Genomic DNA, 15,849 nt, shown 5'->3' on the forward strand with positions numbered 1-15,849 from the left:
GACGCGCGCGGGGGAACGGGGCGCACGGCCGTTCGGGACGCGCAAGGTACGCTCATCGCGATATGAGCGAGAACACCCAGAGCCCCCGCAAGCCGCGCGTGGCCGTCGTCTTCGGCGGACGCAGCTCCGAGCACGCCATCTCCGTCGTCACGGCGGGCGCCGTCCTGAGCGCCATCGACCGGGACAAGTACGACGTGCTGCCCATCGGCATCACGACGGACGGGCGCTGGGCGCTCACCGCCGACGCCCCCGAGCGCATGGCCATCGCCGACCGCGCCCTGCCGAACGTCGCCGACCTGGCCGAGTCCGAGGAGGGCGGCGTCGTCCTCTCCGTCGACCCCGCCAACCGCGAGGTCGTCCTCACCGAGCCCGGCGCCGTGCCGAAGGCCCTCGGCGAGGTCGACGTGGTCTTCCCCATGCTCCACGGCCCCTACGGCGAGGACGGCACCCTCCAGGGCCTCCTGGAGCTCTCCGGCGTCCCCTACGTCGGCGCGGGCGTCCTCGCCTCCGCCGTCGGCCAGGACAAGGAGTACATGAAGCGCGTCTTCGTCTCCTTCGGCCTCCCCGTCGGCCCGTACGAGGTCATCCGCCCCCGCGAGTGGGAGCAGAACCCGGCCGCCGCCCGCAAGAAGATCGTCGAGTTCGCCGCCGACCACGGCTGGCCGCTCTTCGTGAAGCCGGCCCGCGGCGGCTCCTCCATGGGCATCACCAAGGTCGACGACCTCTCCGGCCTCGACGAGGCCATCGAGGAGGCCCGCCGCCACGACCCCAAGATCCTCGTCGAGTCGCTGCTGCGCGGCCGCGAGATCGAGTGCGGCGTCCTGGAGTTCGAGGACGGCCCGCGCGCCAGCGTGCCGGCCGAGATCCCGCCGGTCACGGACCACGACTTCTACGACTTCGAGGCGAAGTACATCGACTCGGCCTCCGGCATCGTGCCCGCCCCCATCGGGGACGAGGCCACCGCCGAGATCCAGCGGCTGGCCGTCGCCGCCTACGAGGCGGTCTCCTGCGAGGGCCTGGTCCGCGCCGACTTCTTCCTCACCGACGACGGCGAGTTCGTCATCAACGAGATCAACACCATGCCGGGCTTCACGCCGATCTCGATGTACCCGCGCATGTGGCAGGAGAGCGGCGTCGGCTACCCCGAGCTCGTCGACCGGCTCATCCAGGCCGCGCTGACCCGCTCCACGGGCCTGCGCTGACCGGACGCACCCGAAGACCGTGCCGCCGCCTCTCAGAGGCTCGGGGGCACGGTCTTCCGTACGGGGGCGGCGAGATCCACCAGCGGCGCCACGTCGTGCGCGAACCGCTCGTCGAGCGTCAGCTCGACGTACGCCTTCCGGTACGTCGAGGTGAAACGGGGCCCGTGGCCCTCGGGACGCTCCAGCATCCAGTTCACACCGTTCGCCTCGACGCCCTGCGCCTTGGGATCGCTCATCTTTTCGGGCCGGGGCACCCCGCAGCGCAGTACGATCGCACCGTCACCCCAGCCGGCGGTCAACTCGGAGCCGGGCTCCGGGTCACTCCGTTCCAGCCCCGCCACGGTGTCGGGAAGCTCCTTCGCCAGGGCCTGGCAGAAGGCGGCCTCCACCGCCGGGGGGCTGGGAACCTCGACGGACGCCGCGGCGTCCGACGAGGAACAGCCGGCGGCGGCCAGCAGCAGAACGGCTGCCGAGACGGCGGCGGGCAGGCCGAAGGGCCGGTGGGAAGAGGTCACCGGCCAAGCGTAGACGGGGGCTACAGATGAACGACCGGGCAGGTGAGGGTGCGCGTGATGCCGTCCACTTGCTGGACCTTGGCGACCACCATGCGGCCGAGCTCGTCGACCGTGTCCGCCTGCGCGCGCACGATCACGTCGTACGGTCCGGTCACGTCTTCGGCCTGGAGCACCCCCGGGATCTTGGAGATGGTGTCGGCGACGGTCGACGCCTTGCCCACCTCGGTCTGGATAAGGATGTACGCCTGAACCACGGAACCTCCAGGGCGACCACGAGGATCTTGTGGGAGAAAGGGACGCCACGGTACCGCGTCGCCGCGGGCCGCGGGGAGACCTGCGCGTCCCGGGGCGTTCGCGGGGTGGCGTACGCAGGACAGAAGTTGACGGTCTACTTGACGGTACCCAGCACGGTGACGGCCCGCGACCCGCGGCGCGCACGGACGCGCCCCCGCCCGCCGGCCGACACGAAGACACGAGGTGAGGCGCGGTGAAGGGCACAGTCGGAGAGCTGGGCGAGTTCGGGCTCATCAGGGAGCTCACGTCCCGGCTCACCTCCACCCCGGCGGTACGGATCGGGCCGGGCGACGACGCCGCGGTCGTCTCCGCCCCCGACCGGCGCGTGGTGGCCAGCACGGACATCCTCCTCGAAGGACGTCATTTCCGGCGCGACTGGTCGACGGCGTACGACGTCGGCCGCAAGGCCGCCGCGCAGAACCTCGCCGACATCGCCGCCATGGGCGCGGTCCCCACCGCACTCCTCCTCGGCCTCGTCGTCCCCGCCGAACTCCCCGTCACCTGGGCCACCGAACTCATGGACGGCCTCCGCGACGAATGTCAGGTCGCGGGCGCGGCGGTGGTCGGCGGCGACGTCGTCCGGGGCGACACGATCATGGTCTCCATCACCGCCCTCGGCGACCTCCGCAACCACGACCCGGTCACCCGGGGCGGCGCCCAGCCCGGCGACGTCGTCGCCTACACCGGCTGGCTCGGCTGGTCCGCCGCCGGATACGCGGTCCTCTCCCGGGGCTTCCGCTCCCCGCGGGCCTTCGTCGAGGCCCACCGCAGGCCCGAACCGCCCTACCACGCCGGCCCCGCAGCCGCCGGACTCGGCGCCACCGCCATGTGCGACGTCAGCGACGGCCTCATCGCCGACCTCGGCCACATCGCCGAGGCCAGCAAGGTCCGCATCGACCTGCGCTCCGGCCTCATCGACATCCCCACCCAGATGAACGACATCGGCCAGGCCGTCGGCGTCGACCCCATGCAGTGGGTGCTCACCGGGGGAGAGGACCACGCCATCGTGGCCACCTTCCCGCCCGACGTGAAGCTCCCCGCCCGCTGGAAGGTCATCGGCGAGGTCCTCAACCCCTCCGCCCTGCCGCAGGTCACCGTGGACGGCGCGCCCTGGCACAGCGTGGGCGGCTGGGACCACTTCGGGGAGACCGAGTGACCTCCCGGCCCCCGCTCGTGCTCACCGTCGCCGGATCCGACTCCGGCGGCGGCGCCGGCATCCAGGCCGACCTGAAGACGATGCTCGCCCTCGGCGTCCACGGCATGAGCGTGCTCACCGCCGTCACCGCCCAGAACTCGCGCGGCGTCCAGGGCGTCTGGGAACTGCCCGTGGAAGCCGTCCGCGCCCAGTACCGGGCCGTCGTCGACGACATCGGGGTCCAGGCGGTCAAGACCGGCATGCTCGCCTCGGCCGCACTGGTGGAGACCGTCGCCGACCTCCTCGGCGACACCGCGGCCCCGGTCGTCGTCGACCCGGTCGGCGTCTCCAAGCACGGGGACCCGCTCCTCGCCGCGAGCGCCCTCGACTCCGTACGCACACGGCTGCTGCCCCGCGCCACCGTCGCGACCCCGAACCTGGACGAGGTGACGCAGCTCATCGGCGTGCACGTCGTGTACGAGAGCGACATGCGGGTCGCCGCCGAGGGGATCCTGTCGTACGGACCCGAGTGGGTCCTGATCAAGGGCGGGCACCTGCCCACCGGCCGGGAGGCCGTCGACCTGCTCACGGACGGCTCGGAGGAACACTGGCTGCGCGCCCCGCGCCTGGACAACCGGCACACCCACGGGACGGGCTGCACGCTCGCCTCCGCGATCGCGTCCGGGCTCGCCGGTGGCCTGGCGGTGCCGGAGGCGGTGCGGCGGGCCAAGGAGTACGTGACGGGGGCCATCGGCGCCGGCTTCGCCCTGGGCGAGGGCATCGGCCCGGTCGACCACGGCTGGCGGTTCAGGGACTGAGAAGGCCGGGGCCGCGGACCCACGGGTCCCCGGCCCCGGCCGTCCGGAGCCCGCACCGGTCCGCGCAGGCGTATCCGCGCAGCCGCAGGTCAGGCGTTTCCGGGCAAGGCAAAAGGCCGGTTCACCTAGGTGAACCGGCCTTTCAAGGCAACCGCAGGGGCTGCGCTACGACAGAACGTCGCAATTAGCGCGAGACCTTGCCGGCCTTGATGCACGAGGTGCAGACGTTGAGCCGCTTCGGCGTCCGACCGACCACGGCACGCACACGCTGGATGTTCGGGTTCCAGCGACGAGGCGTACGGCGGTGCGAGTGCGAAATGTTGTTGCCGAAGCCCGGCCCCTTGCCGCAGACGTCGCAGTTGGCAGCCACGGGTCACTCCAAAGACTTCAGATTTACAGTGAAATCCGGCGCACCGGAATCAGGAGTCTGAAGTGGCTTGCCGGGGGATGGCCCGGTGTGGACCGGGCAACCGAAGCAGCATACAACGCCTGCCTCGGTGGAACGAAACTACCATGCTCTGGGCGGACCCCGCCCCGGGCCCAGGTCACCGGGGGTCCCCCCTGCTCCGGCGAGGCCGAGAACTTGGGGGAGGGACACCCCGGGTCTACCCTGCGGTGAACTCACCGCCGAAGGAGGACCCCCCGTTGTCGCGAGCCCTTCAGCCCTCCGAGGAGCTCGTCGAGCTCGACGCCGAAGCGGTCAGGTCCTGGTGCGCGCGGTCGCTGGACGCGCTCGGACGGGAGCGCGAGGAGATCGACGCGATCAACGTCTATCCCGTGGCGGACGGGGACACCGGCACCAATCTGTACCTCACCGCGGAAGCCGCCCACCAGGCCGTCGAGGCCGTCTTCGCCGCCTCCGCGCCCGACACCGCCGAGACCGCACGGGCCATGGCCCACGGCGCCCTGCTCGGCGCCCGGGGCAACTCCGGAACCATCCTCTCCCAGCTCCTGCGCGGCATGGCGGGCGTCCTCGCCGAGGGATGTGACGGTGATCACCTCGCCCGCGCCCTCGCCGAGGCCTCCACCGCCGCGCGCCGGGCCGTCGCCCACCCCGTCGAGGGCACCATCCTCACCGTGGCCGCCGCCGCAGCAGAGGCCTGCGCGGCCGGCGGCGGACTCGTCGACGTGGCCAGGAACGCCCACGACGGCGCCAGGACGGCCCTGGCCGCCACCTCGGGCCAGCTCGACGTCCTCGAACGCGCCGGAGTCGTCGACGCCGGCGGCCGCGGCCTGGTGACCGTCCTCGGCGCCCTCCTCGAAACCGTGACCGGACAGACCCCGCCCCCCGCCGCCACGACCCCGCTCACGCCCGCCCCCCACGAGGAGTGCCCCACCGAGGACGGGCCCGCCTACGAGGTGATCTACCTCCTGGAGGCCGGGGAACCGGCCGTGGAACTGCTGCGGGCCCGGCTCGACGCCCTGGGGGAGTCCCTCGTCGTCGTCGGCGGCGACGGACTCTGGAACGTCCACGTGCACGTGGACGACGCGGGCGCCGCGGTCGAGGCCGGCGTCGAGGCCGGACGGCCGCACCGCATCCGGATCACCCACTTCGCGGCCGACGCCGCCGGAACCGCCGTACGCGGCGAGCGCGCCCAGCGCGCCGTCGTCGCCGTCGTCCCCGGCGAAGGCCTCGCCGGACTCTGCGCCGAGGCCGGCGCGACCACCGTACGGACCCGCCCCGGCGAACAGCCCGCGGGCGACGAACTCCTCGACGCCATCCGGCGCGCCCACGCCCGCGAGGTCGTCCTCCTGCCCAACGACACCGACCTGCGACAGGCCGCCGCCACCGCCGCCGAACGCGCCAGGGTCGAGGGCATCCGCGTCGCCCTCATCCCCACCCGGGCCGCCGTCCAGGGCATCGCCGCCCTCGCCGTCCACGAACCCGACCGCCGCTTCGACGAGGACGTCGTCGCCATGACCGCCGCGGCCGGAGCCACCCGCTACGCCGAACTCGCCGTCGCCGAACACCGGTCGTTCACCTCGGCCGGCGTCTGCCAGGCCGGCGACATCCTCGGCCTCATCGAGGGCGACGTCGCCGTCATCGGCGAGGACCTCACCGAGACGGCCCGCACCGTCCTCGACCGGATGCTCTCCGCGGGCGGCGAACTCGTCACCCTCGTCGTCGCCGACGACACCCCGCCCGGACTCGCCCCCGACCTCGAAGCCCACGTCCGACGCGGCTACCTGGCCGTCGACACCACCACGTACCACGCCGGAGCCGGTGCCCCGCCGCTGCTCATCGGGGTCGAATAGGCCCCGCCCACGGCGGTTGTCCACAGGCATCCGCACGACTGTCGGTCGCGTGGTGTGCAATGGACGGCGTGCCCGCGCTCGACGAACCACTCAAGAAGTCCCTCGGCCCCGCCACCGCCAAGGTCATGGCCGAGGCACTCGACCTGCACACGGTCGGTGACCTCCTCCACCACTACCCCCGCCGGTACGCCGAGCGCGGGGAGCTGACCACCCTCGCCGACCTGCCGCTCGACGAGCACGTCACGGTGGTCGCACAGGTCGCCGACGCCCGTGTGCTCACCTTCAACGGCTCCAAGGGACGCGGCCAGCGCCTCGAAGTGACCATCACCGACGGCAGCGGCCGCCTCCAGCTGGTCTTCTTCGGCAAGGGCGTGCACAAGCCGCACAAGGACCTCCTGCCCGGCACCCGGGCGATGTTCGCCGGCAAGGTCTCGCTCTTCAACCGGCGCCTCCAGCTCGCCCACCCCTCGTACGAACTCCTCCGCGGCGACAGCGAGGAGAGCGTGGACACCTGGGCCGGGGCGCTCATCCCGATCTACCCGGCCACCACCAAGCTGGAGTCCTGGAAGATCGCCAAGGCGGTCGACGCCGTCCTGCCCAGCGCCGTCGACGCCGTCGACCCGCTCCCGGACGCCCTGCGCGAGGGCCGCGGCCTCGCCGAGCTCCCCGACGCCCTGCGGCTCATCCACCGCCCCCGCACCAAGGCCGACATCGCCACCGCCCGCGAGCGCCTCAAGTGGGACGAGGCCTTCGTCCTCCAGGTCGCCCTCGCCCGCCGCCGGCACGCCGACACCCAACTCCCCGCCGTCGCACGGCGCCCCGCCCCCGACGGCATCCTCGACGCCTTCGACGCCAAGCTCCCCTTCACCCTCACCGACGGCCAGAAGAAGGTCTCCAGGGAGATCTTCGACGACCTCGCCACCGACCACCCCATGCACCGGCTGCTCCAGGGCGAGGTCGGCAGCGGAAAGACCATGGTCGCCCTGCGCGCCATGCTCGCCGTCGTCGACACCGGGGGACAGGCCGCCATGCTCGCCCCCACCGAGGTCCTCGCCCAGCAGCACCACCGGTCCGTCACCGAGATGATGGGCGAGCTGGCCGAGGGAGGGATGCTCGGCGGGGCCGAGCGGGCCACCAAGGTCGTCCTGCTCACCGGGTCCATGGGTGCCGCCGCCCGCCGCCAGGCCCTGCTCGACCTGGTCACCGGTGAGGCGGGCCTCGTCATCGGCACGCACGCGCTCATCGAGGACAAGGTCCAGTTCCACGACCTGGGCCTGGTCGTCGTCGACGAGCAGCACCGCTTCGGCGTCGAGCAGCGCGACGCCCTCCGGGGCAAGGGCAAGCAGCCCCCGCACCTCCTCGTGATGACCGCCACCCCCATCCCGCGCACGGTCGCCATGACCGTCTTCGGCGACCTGGAGACCTCGGTCCTCGACCAGCTCCCGGCCGGGCGCTCCCCGATCGCCAGCCACGTCGTCCCCGCCGCCGACAAGCCGCACTTCCTGGCGCGCGCGTGGGAGCGCGTCCGCGAGGAGGTCGGGAAGGGCCACCAGGCGTACGTCGTCTGCCCGCGCATCGGCGACGAGGAGGACCAGAAGAAGAAGTCCCGGGCGTCCGCCGAGGACGAGGCCGAGAAGCGCCCCCCGCTCGCCGTCCTCGACGTCGCCGAGAAGCTCCGCGCCGGCCCCCTCGCCGGACTCCGGATCGCCGTCCTGCACGGCCGGATGCACCCCGACGACAAGGACGACGTGATGCGCCGCTTCGGCGCGGGCGAGCTCGACGTCCTCGTCGCCACCACCGTCATCGAGGTCGGCGTCAACGTCCCCAACGCCACCGCCATGGTGATCATGGACGCGGACCGCTTCGGCGTCTCCCAGCTCCACCAGCTCCGCGGCCGTGTCGGCCGCGGCTCCGCCCCCGGCCTCTGCCTCCTCGTCAGCGAGATGCCCGAGGCCACCCCGGCCCGCCAGCGCCTCGGCGCCGTCGCCGCCACCCTCGACGGCTTCGAACTCTCCCGCATCGACCTCGAACAGCGCCGCGAGGGCGACGTCCTCGGCCAGGCCCAGTCCGGCGTCCGCTCCTCCCTCCGGGTGCTCACCGTCATCGACGACGAGGAGGTCATCACCGCCGCCCGCGAGGAGGCCACCGCCCTCGTCCTCGCCGACCCGGACCTCACCGCCCACCCCGGGCTGCGCACCGCGCTCGACGCCCTGCTCGACAAGGACCGGGAGGAGTACCTGGAGAAGGGCTGACCGCACGGCGCGGACCGCGGTCATATCCTGAGACGTACGCACTGGACGACGCAGGACGAGGACACCGATGACCCGCGTGATCGCCGGTACGGCCGGCGGGCGCCGCCTGGCCGTGCCGCCCGGCAACGGCACCCGCCCCACCTCCGACCGGGCGCGCGAGGGGCTCTTCTCCACCTGGGAGGCGTTCCTCGGCACCCTCGACGGGGCCCGGGTCGCCGACCTGTACGCGGGCTCCGGCGCCGTGGGCCTCGAAGCGCTCTCCCGGGGCGCCGCGCACGCCCTCCTCGTGGAGGCCGAACCGCGCGCCGCGAAGACGATCCGGGACAACATCCGGACGCTGGGCCTGCCCGGGGCCGAACTCCGGACCGGCAAAGCGGAGCAGATCGTGACGGGACCGGCGCCCTCCGACCCCTACGACCTGCTCTTTCTCGACCCGCCGTACGCCGTGTCCGACGAGGATCTTCGAGAGATCCTCCTCACACTCCGCTCGGGGGGCTGGCTCGCGGACGATGCCCTCGTCACCGTGGAGCGCAGCACCCGAGGCGGGGAGTTCGGCTGGCCGGACGGTTTCGAGCCCATGAGGGCCCGTCGTTACGGTGAGGGAACGTTTTGGTACGGTCGCGCCGCCTCTACGTGCGAAGACGCACGATGACCGGACCGGAGAGCGAGGGACCCACGTTGCGCCGCGCCGTCTGTCCGGGGTCATTCGACCCCATCACCAACGGACACCTCGACATCATCGCCCGTGCCTCCAAGCTGTACGACGTCGTACACGTCGCGGTGATGATCAACCAGTCGAAGAAGGGCCTCTTCACCGTCGACGAACGGATCGAGCTGATCCGCGAGGTGACCGCCGACTTCGGCAACGTCGAGGTGGAGTCCTTCCACGGACTGCTCGTCGACTTCTGCAAGCAGCGCGACATCCCCGCCATCGTCAAGGGGCTGCGCGCGGTCAGCGACTTCGACTACGAGCTGCAGATGGCCCAGATGAACATCGGGCTCTCGGGCGTGGAGACCCTCTTCGTCCCCACCAACCCGACGTACAGCTTCCTCTCCTCCTCGCTGGTCAAGGAGGTGGCCGCCTGGGGCGGAGACGTCTCCCACCTGGTCCCGCCGCTGGTCCTCGGCCGGCTGACCGAGCGCCTGGCGCGGAAGTGACGCGCGGCCACCTCCGCTGACGCTCCGTCATCTGGTGTCGGACGGGCGCCGACTGCCCTTACAGTCGTCCCGTCCGTCTCCATCCAGCTGTAGAGAGTGGCGAGCACCCGGTGGACGTGCAGAAGAAGCTCGACGAGATCGTCGCGACCGTGCAGGGCGCCCGCTCCATGCCCATGTCGGCATCCTGCGTGGTCAACCGCGCCGAGCTGCTCTCCCTGCTCGAAGAGGTACGGGAGGCCCTGCCCGGCTCCCTCGCCCAGGCGCAGGAGCTGATCGGCGGCCGCGAGCACATGGTCGAGCAGGCCCGCCAGGAGGCCGAGCGGATCATCGAGGCCGCCCACGCCGAGCGCGGCTCGATCGTCTCCGACACCCAGGTCGCCCGGCTGTCGCAGGAGGAGGCCGACCGCATCCTCTCCGAGGCCCGCCGCGAGGCCGAGGAGGTGCGCGCCGAGGCCGACGACTACGTCGACTCCAAGCTCGCCAACTTCGAGGTCGTCCTCAACAAGACGATCGGCTCGGTCGACCGGGGCCGCGAGAAGCTCCTCGGCCGCGGTCCGGGCCTCGACCAGAACGGCTACCCGGACGAGGACGCCCCCGAGTACAGCGCCGACCCGCAGACCCTGATCCACCGGGCCGACGAGTACGTCGACGCCAAGCTCGGCGCCTTCGAGGCGGTGCTCAGCAAGACCCTGGAGGCCGTCGGGCGCGGCCGGCAGAAGCTGCACGGCCGGATCGCCAGCGACGCCCTGGGGGAGCACATGGCCGCCCAGGACGGTCTCGGCGGCGCCGTGCACACCAGCGACTCCGACTACCTGGCCGGGCTCGCGGAGCTCTCCGACCCCGAGCCGGTCCAGATCCCGGCCCAGCAGGCCCAGCAGGCGCAGCAGCCCCAGCCCGACCCGTACGCGGCCTACCAGCAGCCGCAGCAGCCCGATCCGTACGCGGCCTACCAGCAGGTCCAGCAGCAGCCCGACCCGTACGCCGCCTACCAGCAGCCGCAGCAGGGCGACCCGTACGGCTACCAGCAGCAGGACCCCTACGCGTACCAGCAGCCGGTCCACCAGCCGCAGCAGGCCGCCGCGCTCGACGAGACCAGCTTCTTCGACACGAGCATGATCGACCTGGAGCAGCTCCGCAGGTACGAACAGGGGCAGTACGAACAGGGACAGTAGGGACGCCGGGGCCCGGATTGGGCCCTGGGCGAAGCGTCCAGTATCCTGGCTCTTCGGTCGCGCGTATCTCCGCGATCCTTGCTGCCCACGTCTGGCGGCCACCCCACGACGCAGAACGATTCGAAAGCAGGAAGAGCCCTGAGCACGCGCCTCGACCACCGCAACCCCCTCGTGTTCGACACACACGAGCTGGGGCGGCGTCCTGGTGCCCTCCAGAGGATCTCCCGCTCGATCGAGGCCCCCCGGGACCTGGGCGTCGAAGGAGTGATCGGAGTGCCCGAGGGCTCTCCGGTGGAAATCGATCTCCGTCTTGAGTCGGTCATGGAAGGGGTGCTTGTCACAGGCACCGCCCGTGCATCGGCCGAGGGGGAGTGCGTAAGGTGTCTGGAGCCCGTCGAGCTGGCGCTCGACGTGGACTTCCAGGAGATGTTCTCGTACCCCGACTCCGACGACCGGGGCCGCTCCAAGGCGGCCGCGGACGACGAAGCCGAGGCAGACGAGGACATGATCCCCCTCGAGGACGGCATGTTCGACCTCGAACCCGTGCTGCGTGATGCGGTGGTGCTCGCACTGCCGATGCAGCCGGTGTGCCGGGAGGACTGTGCGGGCCTGTGTTCCGAGTGTGGAACCAGCCTGAACGAGAACCCGGACCACCACCACGACGCCGTCGACATTCGTTGGGCGGCACTGCAGGGACTCGCCGGTTCGCTGGGAACCGATGAGAAGGACAACATGAGCGGCAAAGCCTCTGACGGGGACGTCCGAAGCGCCGCCGAGAAGCAGGAGAAGTAGCCGTGGCTGTTCCGAAGCGGAAGATGTCGCGCAGCAACACGCGCCACCGCCGGTCGCAGTGGAAGGCTGCGGTCCCCACCCTGGTTTCGTGTGAGCGTTGCCAGGAGCCGAAGCTGCAGCACATCGCGTGCCCGAGCTGCGGCACCTACAACAAGCGCCAGGTCCTCTCGGTCTGATTGGGCTGGTGAGAGGCGCAATGTCTGAGTCCCGCAAGACGGACGACAAGACGGACCATGCCTCGTCCCACACGCTTCTGGAAGGGCGGCTCGGCTATCGGCTCGAGTCCGCCCTTCTGGTGCGTGCGCTGACCCACCGTTCGTACGCGTACGAGAACGGCGGTCTGCCCACCAACGAGCGGCTGGAGTTCCTCGGGGACTCCGTGCTCGGCCTGGTGGTCACGGACACGCTGTACACGACCCACCCCGATCTGCCGGAAGGCCAGCTGGCCAAACTGCGGGCCGCGGTGGTCAACTCTCGTGCGCTGGCGGAGGTCGGGCGCGGACTCGAACTCGGCTCCTTCATCCGGCTCGGCCGGGGCGAAGAGGGCACGGGCGGCCGGGACAAGGCGTCCATCCTCGCCGACACCCTTGAAGCGGTGATCGGCGCGGTCTATCTCGACCAGGGCCTCGACGCGGCGTCCGAGCTGGTTCACCGGCTCTTCGACCCGCTGATCGAGAAGTCCTCGAACCTCGGTGCGGGCCTGGACTGGAAGACCAGTCTCCAGGAGCTCACCGCGGCCGAGGGTCTGGGTGTTCCGGAGTACATCGTCTCCGAAGAGGGCCCGGACCACGAGAAGACCTTCACTGCTGCCGCCCGCGTCGGTGGTGTCTCGTACGGCACCGGCACCGGCCGCAGCAAGAAGGAAGCGGAACAGCAGGCGGCGGAGTCCGCGTGGCGCGAGATTCGCGCCGCCGCGGACGAACGCGCGGCGGCGGCGAAGGCCGCGGCCGAGGCGGGAACGGGAGAGGTCGCCGACCCCTCTCCGACCGTCCACGGGGCGTCGGCCTGACGGCCCCGCACCACCGCTTCCCGAGAACCCCGCCCCAGGGCGGGGTTCTCGTCTTTCCGCGTACCGGCCCCCGGTAGGGTTGAAGCACCGTCGCATACGTCCGTCCGGAGGAGTCCCGTGCCCGAGCTGCCCGAGGTCGAGGTCGTACGGCGCGGTCTGGAGCGCTGGGTCGCCGGGCGGACCGTGACCGAGGTCGAGGTGCTGCATCCGAGGGCCGTGCGACGCCATCCGGCGGGTGGCGCCGACTTCGCGGCCCGGCTGAAGGGTCAGCGGTTCGAGGTGGCGCGGCGCCGCGGCAAGTACCTCTGGCTTCCGCTGGCCGAGACCGGCGTCTCCGTCCTCGGACACCTCGGCATGAGCGGTCAGCTGCTCGTCCAGCCGGAGGACGCGGCCGACGAGAAGCACCTGCGGATCCGCATCCGCTTCGCGCCGTCCGCCGCCGACTCCGCCACGGGCGCCGCCGGCACCGAGCTGCGCTTCGTGGACCAGCGCACCTTCGGCGGGCTCTCCCTCCACGACCAGACCCCCGACGGCCTCCCGGACGTCATCGGGCACATCGCCCGCGACCCGCTGGACCCCGCGTTCGACGACGCGGCCTTCCAGAGCGCGCTGCGGCTGCGCCGTACCACCGTCAAGCGGGCGCTGCTCGACCAGTCGCTGATCAGCGGCGTCGGCAACATCTACGCCGACGAGGCACTCTGGCGCTCCCGGCTGCACTACGACCGGCCGACCGCGACCCTGACCCGACCGCGCTCCGCCGAGCTCCTCGGGCACGTCCGGGACGTCATGAACGCGGCCCTCGACGTCGGCGGAACCAGCTTCGACAGCCTGTACGTGAACGTCAACGGCGAGTCGGGCTACTTCGACCGCTCGCTCGACGCGTACGGACGCGAGGACGAGCCCTGCCACCGCTGCGGGACGCCGATGCGGCGCCGGGCGTGGATGAACCGGTCCAGCTACTTCTGCCCGCGCTGCCAGCGCCCACCGCGCGCCACGGCGTGACGCGGGAGCGGTCGGGCGGGGTGCCGGGGAGCGGCCGGGCGAGGACCGGAGACAGCGGTCGGGCCGCGACCGCCGACAGCGCTCAGGCGGTGGCCGGAGCCGGCGGTCGGGCGGTGGCCGGAGCGGTGCGCTCCGCGTCGTAGCTCCGCCGGGCCGCCTCGACCTGCGGCATCCGGCCCTCCACCAGCTCGATCAGACCCATCAGCCGCTCCGCGACCTCGCGGCCGAGCGGGGTGAGCCGGTAGTCGACGCGCGGCGGGTTGGTGGGCTGCGCCTCGCGATGGACGAGGCCGTCGCGCTCCAGCGCGTGCAGGGTCTGCGACAGCATCTTCTCGCTGACGCCGTCGACCCGGCGCCGCAGCTCGTTGAAGCGGAACGTCCCGGCGTGCAGGGCGCCCAGGGTCAGGCTGCCCCAGCGGCCCGTCACGTGCTCCAGCGTCCCGCGCGAAGGGCAGGCCCGTGCGAACACGTCGTAGGCGAGGTCCTCGGTCATGTCCACCACCGTACTCCCGCACAGCGCTTACCGCAGCGGGGGCGCTGTCGGGGAGTTAGTGCCCTCAGGGGTACGGGTCGTCCCCGCACCCCTCACCGGGCTCGGCTCAGCGGCCGAAGTCCTGGGTCCACCAGGGGCCGCCGTCACCGAAGTACACGCCGACGCCCAGAGTGGTGAACTCGCAGTTCAGGATGTTGGCGCGGTGACCGTCGCTGTTCATCCAGGACTCCATCACGGCCGCCGCGTCCGCCTGGCCGCGCGCGATGTTCTCGCCGCCCAGCCCCGAGACACCGGCCTTCTCCGCGCGCGCCCACGGGGTGGCCCCGTCCGGGTCCGTGTGGTCGAAGAAGCCGCGGTTCGCCATGTCCGCGCTGAACGCTCCGGCCAGCGCCGCGAGCTTGGCGTCCTCGCTCACCGGCGAGCAGCCCACCTTGGCGCGCTCCAGGTTGACCAGACGGAGGACCTCCGTCTCGGCGGCCTCGCCGCGGTCGGCGGTGGAGGGGGCCGAGGCCGTCTCGGCCGGCGGCTCGGTGGTGGGAACCGGCTTCGGCTTGGGCTTCGGCGCGGGGGCCTTCGTGGAGGGCGCGACCGTGATCCTCGGCTTCGTCGGCGCGGTGCTCGCCGCCTTCGCCTTCGACGGGGTCGGCTTCGGCTTGGGCTTCGGCGTGGCCTTCGGGCTCGGCTTCGTGGACGGGGTGGCCGACGGCGAGGCCGCCTTTCCGCCGTCCGTGCCGGCCCTGGTCGGCGTACCGCCCGTGGGGCCCGAGTCGCCGGTCGGGGTCTGGGTGGACCCGCCCTGTGTCGTCAGCTCCGGGGCCTGCCGGGACTGGCTCGGGCGCTCGCTCGTGCCGGCGCTGCCGACCGTGAAGGTGTCCCCGCCGGGCAGCAGGCCCGAGGCGACGGCGACGGCGCCCATCGCGACGGCCGCGGAGGCGCCGAGCAGTCCGGTGCGCACGGGGGTGGAGCGCCGCTTGCGGCGGGCCCCCGCATGCCGGCGGTCCGAACCGGCCGCGTACTCTTCCGCGGCGGGTGCGGCTCCGGCGCGACGGTGGCGTCCCATCTGCTCTGCCTTCCTCTGCTGGTTCTGCTGGCCTTTGCTGATCTTTGCTGTCGGTACCGTTTCGGACCGCCAGTCGAACAGCGCGGGCCCGAACGGGTGAGGCGTGTTCGGTCGGGACTGTAGTCCATGAGAAGCCGGGGCGATGTGCTCATCTGGCAATCCGCCCGTTAGCGTGCAGGCATGAGTGACGACGTACGGATGACCGCCTGGGTGCGCGGCCGGGTACAGGGAGTGGGCTTCCGCTGGTTCACCAGGGCAAACGCTTTGGAGATCGGCGGCCTCGTGGGCTTCGCCCTCAACCTCGACGACGGCCGGGTACAGGTGGTGGCCGAAGGGGCGCGTGAGAATTGCCACCGTCTGCTCGCCTGGCTCCACTCCGACGACACACCCGGGCGCGTGGACGGCGTCACTGAGATCTGGGCCACCCCGCGCGGTGGATACGACGGCTTCGCCATCCGCTGACGATCACGCTCCGACACCGTCCCCGGTGACCCTCGGAGGGGGCCCGGCGGACGCGCGGTAACAGGGGTGTGACGGGGAAACCTCCTGGTGGTTGCCAAGGAGCGCCCGTCATGGAAGGCTGCCCGGTAAGGATGATCGCGACGCCCCGAGGCACCGAGTCAGCGAGGCCCTACCGCCCTTCGAGCGGCTGTGGACTCCTCGGTCGCCCCTTCAAACGGGGCGTGATCGT

Annotated in this window: 18 protein-coding genes; 13 read left to right on the forward strand and 5 right to left on the reverse strand. The window is 72.0% G+C overall.

Translation table 11 applies throughout. The features are described 5' to 3' along the window. Window positions 1-62 precede the first annotated feature (62 nt). Complete coding sequence (locus tag ABT129_RS28550) at window positions 63-1,202, forward strand: D-alanine--D-alanine ligase family protein (protein ID WP_351907332.1); 1,140 nt, start codon at window positions 63-65, stop codon at window positions 1,200-1,202. Window positions 1,203-1,234: 32 nt separating this feature from the next. Here ABT129_RS28550 and ABT129_RS28555 read toward each other — a convergent pair whose 3' ends face one another. After that, window positions 1,235-1,717: a DUF3515 domain-containing protein gene (locus ABT129_RS28555; RefSeq protein ID WP_351907334.1), complete on the reverse strand. Its 483-nt coding sequence runs from the start codon at window positions 1,715-1,717 to the stop codon at window positions 1,235-1,237. A 20-nt stretch (window positions 1,718-1,737) separates the two neighbouring features. Next, a complete protein-coding gene (locus ABT129_RS28560; RefSeq protein WP_015036438.1) occupies window positions 1,738-1,971 on the reverse strand; it encodes an Lrp/AsnC family transcriptional regulator in 234 nt (77 codons plus the stop codon). 233 nt (window positions 1,972-2,204) lie between these two features. Here ABT129_RS28560 and ABT129_RS28565 point away from each other — a divergent pair, with 233 nt between their 5' ends. Both ABT129_RS28565 and thiD read left to right on the forward strand, forming a co-directional pair. Continuing rightward, the gene (locus ABT129_RS28565; protein WP_017235962.1) at window positions 2,205-3,167 is read left to right on the forward strand and encodes a thiamine-phosphate kinase; all 963 of its coding nucleotides are present in this window, start codon (window positions 2,205-2,207) and stop codon (window positions 3,165-3,167) included. Continuing rightward, window positions 3,164-3,964, forward strand: coding sequence for a bifunctional hydroxymethylpyrimidine kinase/phosphomethylpyrimidine kinase (gene thiD / locus ABT129_RS28570; RefSeq protein WP_351907337.1), 801 nt, complete (start codon window positions 3,164-3,166; stop codon window positions 3,962-3,964). Before ABT129_RS28565 ends, thiD begins: the two co-directional genes overlap by 4 nt. 184 nt (window positions 3,965-4,148) lie before the next feature. Here thiD and rpmB read toward each other — a convergent pair whose 3' ends face one another. Continuing rightward, on the reverse strand, window positions 4,149-4,334 hold the full coding sequence (gene rpmB / locus ABT129_RS28575; protein ID WP_015036441.1) for a 50S ribosomal protein L28: 186 nt from the start codon (window positions 4,332-4,334) through the stop codon (window positions 4,149-4,151). 275 nt (window positions 4,335-4,609) lie between these two features. On the opposite strand from rpmB, the gene ABT129_RS28580 reads away from it, so the two are divergent. The 9 genes from ABT129_RS28580 (at window position 4,610) to mutM (ending at window position 13,605) form a co-directional block, all read left to right on the forward strand. Next, window positions 4,610-6,220 carry a DAK2 domain-containing protein gene (locus tag ABT129_RS28580; RefSeq protein WP_351907338.1) on the forward strand — a complete coding sequence of 537 codons (1,611 nt, stop codon included), beginning with the start codon at window positions 4,610-4,612 and terminating at the stop codon, window positions 6,218-6,220. A 59-nt stretch (window positions 6,221-6,279) separates the two neighbouring features. After that, entirely contained in the window at window positions 6,280-8,472 is a 2,193-nt protein-coding gene (recG, locus tag ABT129_RS28585; RefSeq protein WP_351907339.1) for an ATP-dependent DNA helicase RecG, read from the forward strand. Between the two features lie 67 nt (window positions 8,473-8,539). After that, complete coding sequence (gene rsmD / locus ABT129_RS28590; protein ID WP_351907341.1) at window positions 8,540-9,124, forward strand: 16S rRNA (guanine(966)-N(2))-methyltransferase RsmD; 585 nt, start codon at window positions 8,540-8,542, stop codon at window positions 9,122-9,124. Window positions 9,125-9,150: 26 nt separating this feature from the next. Beyond that, window positions 9,151-9,630: a pantetheine-phosphate adenylyltransferase gene (gene coaD, locus ABT129_RS28595; RefSeq protein WP_351907400.1), complete on the forward strand. Its 480-nt coding sequence runs from the start codon at window positions 9,151-9,153 to the stop codon at window positions 9,628-9,630. Window positions 9,631-9,740: 110 nt separating this feature from the next. Beyond that, the gene (locus ABT129_RS28600; RefSeq protein ID WP_351907343.1) at window positions 9,741-10,802 is read left to right on the forward strand and encodes a F0F1 ATP synthase subunit B; all 1,062 of its coding nucleotides are present in this window, start codon (window positions 9,741-9,743) and stop codon (window positions 10,800-10,802) included. A 138-nt stretch (window positions 10,803-10,940) separates the two neighbouring features. Then, the gene (locus ABT129_RS28605; RefSeq protein ID WP_351907402.1) at window positions 10,941-11,594 is read left to right on the forward strand and encodes a YceD family protein; all 654 of its coding nucleotides are present in this window, start codon (window positions 10,941-10,943) and stop codon (window positions 11,592-11,594) included. Window positions 11,595-11,596: 2 nt separating this feature from the next. After that, window positions 11,597-11,770: a 50S ribosomal protein L32 gene (gene rpmF, locus ABT129_RS28610; RefSeq protein ID WP_015036448.1), complete on the forward strand. Its 174-nt coding sequence runs from the start codon at window positions 11,597-11,599 to the stop codon at window positions 11,768-11,770. A 20-nt stretch (window positions 11,771-11,790) separates the two neighbouring features. Beyond that, a complete protein-coding gene (gene rnc, locus ABT129_RS28615) occupies window positions 11,791-12,603 on the forward strand; it encodes a ribonuclease III (protein ID WP_351907345.1) in 813 nt (270 codons plus the stop codon). Window positions 12,604-12,720: 117 nt separating this feature from the next. After that, window positions 12,721-13,605, forward strand: coding sequence for a bifunctional DNA-formamidopyrimidine glycosylase/DNA-(apurinic or apyrimidinic site) lyase (mutM, locus tag ABT129_RS28620; RefSeq protein WP_351907347.1), 885 nt, complete (start codon window positions 12,721-12,723; stop codon window positions 13,603-13,605). A gap of 82 nt (window positions 13,606-13,687) precedes the next feature. Here the strand turns inward: mutM and ABT129_RS28625 are convergent, their stop codons facing one another. Both ABT129_RS28625 and ABT129_RS28630 read right to left on the reverse strand, forming a co-directional pair. Beyond that, window positions 13,688-14,098, reverse strand: a complete 411-nt coding sequence (locus ABT129_RS28625) for a winged helix-turn-helix transcriptional regulator (RefSeq protein ID WP_351907349.1) — start codon at window positions 14,096-14,098, stop codon at window positions 13,688-13,690. Window positions 14,099-14,204: 106 nt separating this feature from the next. Then, on the reverse strand, window positions 14,205-15,158 hold the full coding sequence (locus ABT129_RS28630) for a CAP domain-containing protein (RefSeq protein ID WP_351907351.1): 954 nt from the start codon (window positions 15,156-15,158) through the stop codon (window positions 14,205-14,207). Window positions 15,159-15,338: 180 nt separating this feature from the next. Here ABT129_RS28630 and ABT129_RS28635 point away from each other — a divergent pair, with 180 nt between their 5' ends. Further along, window positions 15,339-15,620, forward strand: coding sequence for an acylphosphatase (locus ABT129_RS28635; RefSeq protein ID WP_327164421.1), 282 nt, complete (start codon window positions 15,339-15,341; stop codon window positions 15,618-15,620). Window positions 15,621-15,849 lie beyond the last annotated feature (229 nt).

This window comes from Streptomyces sp. NPDC002057 (assembly GCF_040296665.1).
Lineage (GTDB): Bacteria > Actinomycetota > Actinomycetes > Streptomycetales > Streptomycetaceae > Streptomyces.

Excerpts from the sequence above, each read along its gene's own strand:
- rnc (WP_351907345.1), top strand. The coding sequence starts at position 11,791 with ATGTCTGAGTCCCGCAAGACGGACGACAAGACGGACCATGCCTCGTCC.
- rsmD (WP_351907341.1), top strand. The coding sequence starts at position 8,540 with ATGACCCGCGTGATCGCCGGTACGGCCGGCGGGCGCCGCCTGGCCGTG.
- recG (WP_351907339.1), top strand. The coding sequence starts at position 6,280 with ATGGACGGCGTGCCCGCGCTCGACGAACCACTCAAGAAGTCCCTCGGC.
- ABT129_RS28625 (WP_351907349.1), bottom strand. The coding sequence starts at position 14,098 with ATGACCGAGGACCTCGCCTACGACGTGTTCGCACGGGCCTGCCCTTCG.
- ABT129_RS28550 (WP_351907332.1), top strand. The coding sequence starts at position 63 with ATGAGCGAGAACACCCAGAGCCCCCGCAAGCCGCGCGTGGCCGTCGTC.
- ABT129_RS28635 (WP_327164421.1), top strand. The coding sequence starts at position 15,339 with ATGAGTGACGACGTACGGATGACCGCCTGGGTGCGCGGCCGGGTACAG.
- ABT129_RS28630 (WP_351907351.1), bottom strand. The coding sequence starts at position 15,158 with ATGGGACGCCACCGTCGCGCCGGAGCCGCACCCGCCGCGGAAGAGTAC.